Below are 9,693 nucleotides of genomic sequence, written 5' to 3' on the forward strand. Positions count from 1 at the left end.
TATTTGTGCTAAAACTATTGCTCAGCCTCTATTTGGCTGTGTTTACCAGCATTGTCGTTATTAACCAAGTGAGCGAAGCTATTTGGTCTCATTGGGTGCACTCCGCGCCCGATGAGTTACGACACGCAAAAGCAGTTGCTAATACGCTCAAAGCGAGTATTTCCTCACACAACTTACCCCAAGAGTCGGAAACCGTGAAAATACTCAACATGGACGATGTCGCTTGGCTTCCAGAGCAAGCCGGCACTTTAGTTCAAGGTGGTATTTTAACGAGCTTTGACGATGAAGGTAGCGCATGGCTGACTTTCAAAGTACCTGATTCAACATTACTGATGCAGCTAGGGCCATTAGCACCAGCCGCTTCAGCTGCCAATAAACAGTGGGTCATCAAATTGCTTTCTTATGCCGTGCTCGCATTTTTACTTATGCTGTGGATACGGCCCTTGTGGCTTGATTTATTGCAACTGAGGTATATCACCGAAAATCTCACTCAAGGTCAACTGCCCAAAGCGACCCGACATTCCCGGTTTTCTGCTATTTCAAATTTAACCGAGCAGATCCGCGATTTGGCATCTCAAGTCGCAAGGCTAATTGAAAATCAAAAACTACTCGTTAATGCGGTTTCTCACGACCTGCGAACTCCACTTGCCAGACTCAAATTTGCTCTCGCCATGTTACCAGAGCAAAGCCGTGAGCAAGCAAATGATATGGCGGATGATGTGGTCGAAATGGAAGCCATGATAGATGAAATGCTGGCCTACGCACGGCTTGAATTTGAAGTAGATAAACTTGAAGTAACACCACTGGATCTTTGCGCGCTTGTCGACGACCAGATAAACAAACTCAGTCAGCTCACCGATAAACAAATAACTCTTAATAAAAAGAGCACGCAGGTTATCGTCTCAGGTAACGCTTACTACCTCTCTCGAGCCATTCAAAATATTGTGCAAAACGCCGATAAGTACGGTCGCTCAAACATCGAAATTAGTCTTGAATGTGACAAAAGCAACGCTTATCTTCATATTGAGGATGATGGCGATGGGATCCCTAAATCTCAGTGGGAATCGGTTTTTATTCCCTTCTCACGCTTAGATGAAAGTCGCAGCAAAGATAACGGTGGTTATGGCCTAGGGCTGGCTATCGTACGCAAAATCGCCACTTGGCATCGCGGCACTTGCCATGTTGGGTTCTCCGAACTCGGCGGTGCTAAATTCACTCTGACTTTGCCCCGCACTTCATCTTAAAACGCTTATCACACGCACACCTGCTGACCTATGTGCGTGTATTCAAGGCATATAGAAGTTGACGGACGCTACCCTAAGGGATAACAACGGCTAAAGAGCAAGTTACTATCCCAAGTTTTGAGTGATTAAGCGCGAGTGCGAGCTGGGATCAGAGCGACTAATAATAGCATTCCTGCTATTAGTCCATACGGCAACCCAATCTCTATTTCATAAATAACAGTTCCAATAATCGGGCCAATTACAATACCCAGTCCTTGCGCCGCTGATATCGTTCCGGCAGCCGCGCCTTGCTCATCAGCCTCCACCGAATTGGCAGCCAAAGCAGAGACAGACGGATATATCCATCCCATACCAAAGCCAGCGACACCATAGCAAACCCAGAGCAAGATAGGCGCTGATGCAAAAATCGCAGACACAAATCCAGCGGCAGCGATGACTCCACCGAATTGAATTAGTCGCGCAGGCTGCCATTCAAGCTTCTGGAGTGCTACTTGCGCGATAATCAGTGCCACACCAACAGTCGCAAGTGCAATCCCTGCAGCACGTGCAGTGTCAGCAGGGTCAAGCTGAAGCCTATCAAGGACAAAAAAGCCAACTGTGATCTGCGCAACAGCCACACTAAAAGCTGCTATAAAAGCCACGGTAACAGGTCGACGTAGCCTTACATCCGTTAAACGAACGCGATTGTTGCTGGGTTTTGCATGTCGTTCGTACCTTGGCAGTACCCGCCAAAGAACAATCAGGGCAATAAGGGGCAACATTGCGGAAATATACAAAGGCATACTTAAGCTAAGAGGTCCAAGTAGCCCAACAAACCCAGGACCAATCACCATACCAGCCGCACTTGACGCACCAATCCCCGCCATCGCTGCCGCACGTTGTTTAGGCACAACATGATCCGCGATTAAAGCGGCGCAAGTCGCAGGTACCGCAGCATAAAACATCCCAGCGAATCCACGTCCAACCACTATGCCTGAAAATGCAAGCACGGGCACTAATGCGGTCTGCATCGCAAAGTCGATAAAGACTGCTAAAAATGCATAGCTAATGACAAAACCTGTAAGCCCAAACAGTATCACCGGGCGCCGACCTTTTCGGTCACTAAGGCTTCCCCAGAACCGTGCCATAATAACCCAAGCAACTCCAGCAACTGTCATCGCCGCGCCAATTTGCCATGCTTTGAGCCCAATCACATGGGCAATAGGACCTGCTAACGCAGTAAACCCCATCACAGCCATAGTGCAAACAAATGTCTCAAACATCAGCGGCTTCAGGCTAAATGCATCACCCGCCTCTGGCATCCCCTCATTGCTGGCTAAATTAGTCATTTGGTTTCCTTTTGATGATGGCAATACAAACTCCTTTTACACAAATTGCATAGCCTGCGTATTCCAAAGATATGTATAGTGCCCCCTCTGCGCTAACAAGCGATGGTGGCAACCCGACTCCACTACTTTACCTTGCTCAAGTACAATAATGTGATCAGCACCCTCTATACTAGAAAGCCGATGTGCAATGGTCACCACGGTACGATTGTGCAACAGGTTATTCATGGCGATGATTACCTCTGATTGAGTAATAGGATCAAGTGAGGCTGTGGCTTCATCAAGTAGTACAATAGGTGCATCTTTTAATAGTGCTCGGGCAATTGCAATACGCTGTCTTTGACCGCCAGATAGCAATAAACCACCATCGCCTACTCGGGTATTTATGCCATTTGGTAACGTATCAACAAACTCTAAGCAGTTAGCCGTTTTGCACGCATCTTTTACTTCTTCATCACTGGCATCTAGCCGACCAATACGAATGTTTTCAACAATACTGGCATCGATTAACTGAATATCTTGAAACACCATACTAACTAACTGATGCACGCCCTTGGAGCCAATATCTTTAAGATCTAGGCCACCGATTTTCACACAACCTGAATTAGGGTCAAAAAAGCGGGCACACAAATTTAATAATGTAGACTTGCCACTACCAGATGCACCTACAATGGCCATTGTCGTGCCTTGTGGCACACAAAAACTCACATCATCTATGACCTTTTTAGCCCCGTGTTGAAACGATACTCGCTCAAACTCTATATCAAAATTGCTTGGCAATTGGGGGCTATCTGGCTCTACCAACACAGGCTCATTTAGAATAACCTCAAGCTTGCGCTCAGACTGCATAGCCAGACGTAAAACCGTTAGATACTCGCCAACTTCTTGAAGAGGTTCAAGTAGTTTGATTAGCAGCAGGGCAAATAGAATAGTGGTAAAATCTACGCCTGAAAAACGCTGCTCGGGTAAGGTTATGGCTAGCATTATCACAAACATACTGAGCACCATATTTAGCACTATGCGATAGGTTAATACGGGGCCGGCTCCCCACATTTCCACTTGTAGGCTATGCTGCTTTGTTTTCTCTAGCTGCTTGGCAAGATGGGACAACCATGTTTGTGCTTGGTCATATAACTTGAGGGTTTTTAACGCTTCAATATAATCGGTAATAGTGCTGGCACTTTGCCGATATGATTGCTGCTTAGCGCTAGCGACTTGCACAAACTTTCGTTTCGACACCTCCATTACCCAAAATGCTAAAGGCAATAGTATCAATGCACTAAGGGCATAAATAGGATTGATAAATAACATCACCACTAGACCAATCACAGGTGTCACCAAAGCAGAAATCAGATCGGGAGCGATATGGGAAAAAATACCTTCAATTTTCTTTATATCCTCAGTGAGCATTTCTAAAAACTCACTGCTATGGGTGCGTCGCACACGACCAAGAGGCAGATGTCGTACATGATTAATCAATTTAATACGATACGCATGAACAACCTGATAACTGCCGACAAAGCTCTGATACTGGCCTATATATGCACATATCAGTTGCATCACAAAGCAACCACCTAGCGCCATCAAATAATCCATTGGTGTTGAAAGCCAAGGCATCATTTTTGGCGTGGTTAAAAACTGCTGTTGTAGCCAGTGGAAACATAACAGCAGCGGTGCAATTGCCACACTACGTTCCAACACTCGAAAAACAACGCCAGTATAAAAGCGCCACTTGCCAGAGCTTGCATGCTCTATCACACGACCAATACTCAATAATGCTTGTCTGTCCATTTAAATCTCATAATGTATAGGTTGGAAATTTGACGAGTCTTTCATCGGACTTTGTTGCTCTCCTTCGCTTTGTTGTAGCAACCAGCTGTGACGATAATAATCACAATTCGACAACAATTCGCCATGAGTTCCCTGTGAGACAATTTTCCCCTCTTTCAAGACAAGGATCTGACCGATATTTTCAAGACCTAAATACTTGTGGGTGATCACCAAGAAAGTGGTGTTTGGATAGTACGTTTGAATAGCCTGATAGAATTTAGATTGTGTCACATTATCCATTGCGGCCGCAGCTTCATCTAAAATCACCAAAGGGGGCTCGGCCACCAAAGCACGTGCAATAGCAATACGTTGTTTTTCTCCCCCAGACAAATTTTGTCCGCGTACTTGTACCTGGGTTTCGAGGCCATCAGGCAATTGACTTATCCAAAGCTTTAGTTGAGCGACCATAATGGCGCGCTCTATCGCATCGGAGCTAATATGGTTACGGCCAAACAAAATATTGTCTCGTAGGGTACCCTCAAATAAATAACACTCTTGCGTCACCACACTCATAAAGTGTGATCGGACACTGTCACTCATTAAACACACATCCTGCCCGAATAGTTGCACTTTACCTGATGAAGGAGACAATAAACCACATGCCAACATCGCAAGCGTGGATTTACCATTACCAGATGCACCGACTATAACATTCAATGAATTGGGTACTAGCTTAAAGTGCACGCCCGCCAAAACCTGATGAGATTGGTAAGCAAAATCCACGTGATGAAACTGCATCAGCGGCAACCTTTTATCAACTTTAACAGGTGTGCTAGCTGAATTAGAAAAGCGCGCCATGTAGATAGGCGTGATCCGTTTAACGCCAGCTAGTAACTCGTTTGCTTCCATAAAAAAACGACTCACTTTGATGATTGGGTTAAGCATGCCAACAGCCAATAATATACTTAAAATAACCTGCTCAGTAGTGACACTTTGCGCACTATGTAAACTAATCGCTGCGGGTAGCAAGCAAACAAAAGATCCACTCAGCAATGCGGTGTATAACGTCCAGCCAGGTACCGTTTGGCCGGTGAGTTCGAGTACCAACTTTTGGTATTGATCCAACTTTCGATTTAAAACGGCAAATCGTTTACTGTCTAAATTATATAGCTTCATCAACGGCATATTTTTAACGTAGTCACTTAGTGTCGTGGTCAAATCCTCTGACACAAGGCTAAACCGCTCGTACTGACCAGCTGTTTTATGCATAAATAAACCACTAACAAAAAATGCTAGCGGCACAACAACAACCGCACTGAGTGCAAGCCGCCAATCTATAAATGCGATCACCGTAAAGACGACACAAGGTGTAAGGATTGCGTTAAACAACTCAACACTTTGATGGGCTATAAAGTTTTCAATATGCTCAACATCTTGCAATATATTTTGTTTTAAAACGGCGGGGTTTTGAGCACTGAGCCATAGCAACGACATATTTGCCAATTGGGTTGCGAGTGTCATTCTAACTTTAGTGAGCGCCTTAAAAGAGACTTGGTGGCTGAAGTAATAGGCGCCCATAGCACACCCAGATTTCAATAAAATCGCGCCACAAATCCCTGCAGCAATCCATAACAATTGTTCAATCGAAGCCGATAAAGGATTAAGTAAGGCTTGAATAGAAAGAAATAACAAATACACAGGCACGATTTCAAGCAAAGTGACAAGCACCATTAGGCTAAAAGCTATCAACATTTTGCCTTTATAAGGTGCACAGATAGCAAAAATAATTGACCTGGGACTGCAATGTCCCTCGGTTTCATGCGATTCAACACGCATATACCTACTCCTTTAAATGCGGTTAAAAATCTGTCGTATAAACTAACCCTAAGCGGTATTAAAATCGTGCAACAACGCAAATATGCTCTTGCCGATCCCATAGCTTTTAGAGATATCAGGTTTATATCAACCAAACGTGCAACTTGAACAGCAGAGTCAATCATTAAAGACTAGAACAAATACCTAGTTTGTATCTCTGGTTTATGCTGCCACTTTTACCACACCGTGATTTATCTAAGCACAATAAAAAATAGCGCTAAGCCTATTGCAGCAACCCTGACAACGCTCCCCTCATCCGTTCAATATCCCCCAGATCGGAAATAAGTATAAGTTCTCTGATATCCACGCAAATTTTCCCGAAAAAATTACCGATAGGGGCATACAACAACTTTTTGGGGTGGGAACAAATTGTCCAAAAACATATTTTTTGGGCAAGAAAACTTCATGACAAATAACACTCGCAGTTGCCTCGACTCAAAAAATAAACCGCGACCGTGCTTCATAACCGGAGAACAATAGTGAAAACAACAACTGATACGCCAGTCCGACCGAAGGCTGAGCAAGACCTCTATATTGAAAAAAATATTTGGCAGCAACAAAGTCTTGGTTCCCTTGTCGCCGATTGGCGGTCTCAATTTTCAGATAACGTCGCCCTGATTGAAGGTGAAACTGAGCTCACTTACGCTCAATTTGAGCAACGCGTGGTAGCGCGCCGTGCTGGATTTTGCAATATCGGCTTAAAAGCCGGCGACCACGTGATGATGCAATTGCCTAATTCTCTCGATTTTGTAATTAGTTGCTTCGCAATGTTCCAATTAGGTGTCATCCCAATTTTGGCCATGCCCGCGCAGCGTGAGTCCGATATTGTCGCGTTGTGTGAACTCAGTAACCCTGTAGCATACGTAGTGCCAAGCAGTTATTTGGGTCACGATTATATTGCCATGGCCCAACGTATTGTGTCCAAATGTTCAAGTATTGAGCATGTCTTGGTCACGAGTGATACACCAAGCGATACCCCGTATACATCCCTTTCTCAGTTAGACAGCACCGAGCCCATGCAGGTTTCTAATATTGATCCAACCTCCACGGCACTCATGTTGCTTTCTGGTGGTACTACAGGTACCCCTAAACTTATTCCACGCAGTCACAATGACTATTACTTCAATGCCAAAGCTTCTGCCAAGCTATGTCAATTTGATGAGCAAACCACTTATTTAGCGGTTTTACCAATCGCCCATAATTTCCCTTTGGCATGTCCCGGGATCATTGGCACGCTTTGTCAGGGTGGAACAGTGGTGCTGTGTCCAACACCTGGGCCAGACGAAGCGTTTCCACTTATAGAACAACACAAAGTTACTCACACCGCTTTGGTACCCGCTTTAACGAAACTATGGCTTGAGGCTAAACAATGGGATGAAACCGATATAAGTAGCCTGCAACTGTTACAAGTGGGTGGTGCTAAGTTCACTACCGAGCAAGCGACACAAGTGCCTGATGTACTTGGTTGTCAACTGCAACAAGTGTTTGGTATGGCCGAGGGATTACTGTGTTTCACCCGCCTGGATGATCCGTTAAATGAAGTGATGCATACCCAAGGTCGTCCACTTTGCGACCTCGATCAAATACGCATTGTTGACGAACAAGACAACCCCGTAGCACGAGGTAGCGTTGGTGAGCTACAAACCAAAGGTCCCTATACCATCGCGGGTTACTACAAAGCACAAGCACATAACCAAACAACCTTTACCGCCGATGGCTTTTACCGTACGGGTGATTTAGTACGTATGAACCAAGTTGGTAACCTAATTGTTGAAGGGCGGATCAAAGAACAGATTAACCGAGCAGGAGAAAAAATCGCTGTCGCAGAAATAGAACAACGCCTGCTCTCCCACCCCTATATTGATGAAGCCATACTAGTGCCCGTACCAGACGCATATCTTGGCGAACGTAGCTGTGCCTGCATTATTTCTAGTCAGCCTGTTACCCTCAGTGAAGTTTATCAACTACTGCAAGAACAGCAGGTTGCGCGCTTTAAATATCCAGATCAAATCATTTCGCTCAGCTTTTGGCCACTCACTGCTATAGGAAAGATCAATAAAAAAGCACTAATAAAACGTGCTGAAGATGAGTATGTAGAGACCACCATGAATCAGTTAAAACCAATACCCTATGTTGAAAAAACCATCTCTGTCCAGTCAACTTTAGCGCAGTTAGCCCCGAGTATTTCTGAGCTCAGTAATCATCCATTTAAAGCCGTATACGAGTGTAAATCTGCTTGGTCTGTTGGCCTTGGCAAAGTAGCTGAACTGCACTCTAACGGCAACGAAATAACCTTACAACAAGGTGAAAAGACAAAACACTTTAATGGCAAGCCTTTTCCCGAGCTGATGGCGCAGGCCCTGCAAAGTATTCAATTCGAAAACTGGCGCTTATATGGCGTAGCTAAGTTTGAACTAGCCAGCGTATTTCACGGTATTCAAACATGTACTGAGCATGAAAAGTCTTTGCAATTATTTGTGCCAAAACTAGAGGTACGCCTTGAAGCAAATAAAGCGACATTACGCGCGTTGACTGAGGCTGACCTCAAAGCGCTTGAAACATTAGTGTTAAAAGCAGATACATCATGCCTACAAACGGAAAGTACGGCTGCCTTTAAGCCTCTAAAAACACCACAGATCAACACGCAATATAAAGATGAATATAAAACATCGGTTGCTAAAGCCATTGAAGAAATTTGCAACAGGCAATATCAAAAAGTGATCTTGTCTCGCCGTATTCATGTACCGGACAGCATTTGCTTGAATAAGAGCTTCCGCTACGGCCGTTTACATAATTCCCCTGCACGCTCATTCCTCTACCAGCTAAACGACTTTTCAATTGCAGGTTTCAGCCCAGAAACCCTACTTGAAGCCAGCAACAAGGGATATATCAGCACACAGCCTCTAGCTGGTACTCGCTCACTTGGTAACTCGCCACAAGAAGAGCAGCAGCTGCGAGAAGAACTTCTTAACGACACCAAAGAAATAGCCGAGCACGCTGTATCAGTAAAATTAGCCCAAGAAGAATTGGAGCAAATATGTGAACCCAGTTCAATTTCGGTAAGTGAATTTATGGCTGTGCGCCGTCGCGGCAGTGTACAACACCTAGCCTCTCGCGTCTGCGGTCAACTAAGTAATGGTAAAAACCCATGGCATGCATTTCAAGCGCTCTTCCCTGCGGTTACGGCGTCAGGGATCCCAAAACGTGAGGCCATAGAAGCCATATTGCGCCTTGAACCAAATAGCAGAGATTGGTACAGCGGCTGTGTAATGATTGTAGATAATGACGGGTTTATGGACTCAGCTTTAGTGCTGCGTTCAATTTATCGCGCCAATAACAGTACATGGCTACAAGCTGGCGCTGGTGTCATTGATCAATCTAAGCCTGAGCGTGAATTGACAGAAACCATCGAAAAACTCAGTTGCATCGCCAACTACCTAATTGATGAAAAAACGTTAGAAGAGGCGCAGGGCTAACAC

The 9,693-nt window shown here is 44.8% G+C and carries 5 protein-coding genes; 2 read left to right on the top strand and 3 right to left on the bottom strand.

Going from position 1 to position 9,693, the window contains the following annotated elements; all coding sequences use genetic code 11:
- Positions 1–5 precede the first annotated feature (5 nt).
- Positions 6–1,244 carry an ATP-binding protein gene (locus DS891_RS09550; RefSeq protein WP_174169653.1) on the top strand — a complete coding sequence of 413 codons (1,239 nt, stop codon included), beginning with the start codon at positions 6–8 and terminating at the stop codon, positions 1,242–1,244.
- Between the two features lie 125 nt (positions 1,245–1,369).
- Here DS891_RS09550 and DS891_RS09555 read toward each other — a convergent pair whose 3' ends face one another.
- The 3 genes from DS891_RS09555 to DS891_RS09565 are packed head-to-tail and all read right to left on the bottom strand — an operon-like array spanning position 1,370 to position 6,175.
- Positions 1,370–2,572 (bottom strand): MFS transporter, encoded by a 1,203-nt coding sequence (locus DS891_RS09555; RefSeq protein WP_217448613.1) that lies wholly within the window; start codon positions 2,570–2,572, stop codon positions 1,370–1,372.
- Between the two features lie 36 nt (positions 2,573–2,608).
- Positions 2,609–4,360: an ABC transporter ATP-binding protein gene (locus DS891_RS09560; protein ID WP_174169654.1), complete on the bottom strand. Its 1,752-nt coding sequence runs from the start codon at positions 4,358–4,360 to the stop codon at positions 2,609–2,611.
- On the bottom strand, positions 4,361–6,175 hold the full coding sequence (locus tag DS891_RS09565) for an ABC transporter ATP-binding protein (protein ID WP_174169655.1): 1,815 nt from the start codon (positions 6,173–6,175) through the stop codon (positions 4,361–4,363). It abuts the gene before it with no gap.
- 518 nt (positions 6,176–6,693) lie between these two features.
- Between DS891_RS09565 and DS891_RS24820 the strand changes: the two genes are divergently transcribed.
- A complete protein-coding gene (locus DS891_RS24820) occupies positions 6,694–9,690 on the top strand; it encodes a salicylate synthase (protein ID WP_174169656.1) in 2,997 nt (998 codons plus the stop codon).
- The last annotated feature ends 3 nt before the right edge of the window (positions 9,691–9,693 follow it).

It is taken from the genome of Pseudoalteromonas sp. JC28 (genome assembly GCF_013319255.1).
Lineage (GTDB): Bacteria > Pseudomonadota > Gammaproteobacteria > Enterobacterales > Alteromonadaceae > Pseudoalteromonas.

Bases quoted from the DNA above. Each gene is read 5' to 3' on its own strand.
- DS891_RS09555 (WP_217448613.1), bottom strand. From the start codon at position 2,572: ATGACTAATTTAGCCAGCAATGAGGGGATGCCAGAGGCGGGTGATGCA.
- DS891_RS09560 (WP_174169654.1), bottom strand. From the start codon at position 4,360: ATGGACAGACAAGCATTATTGAGTATTGGTCGTGTGATAGAGCATGCA.
- DS891_RS09565 (WP_174169655.1), bottom strand. From the start codon at position 6,175: ATGCGTGTTGAATCGCATGAAACCGAGGGACATTGCAGTCCCAGGTCA.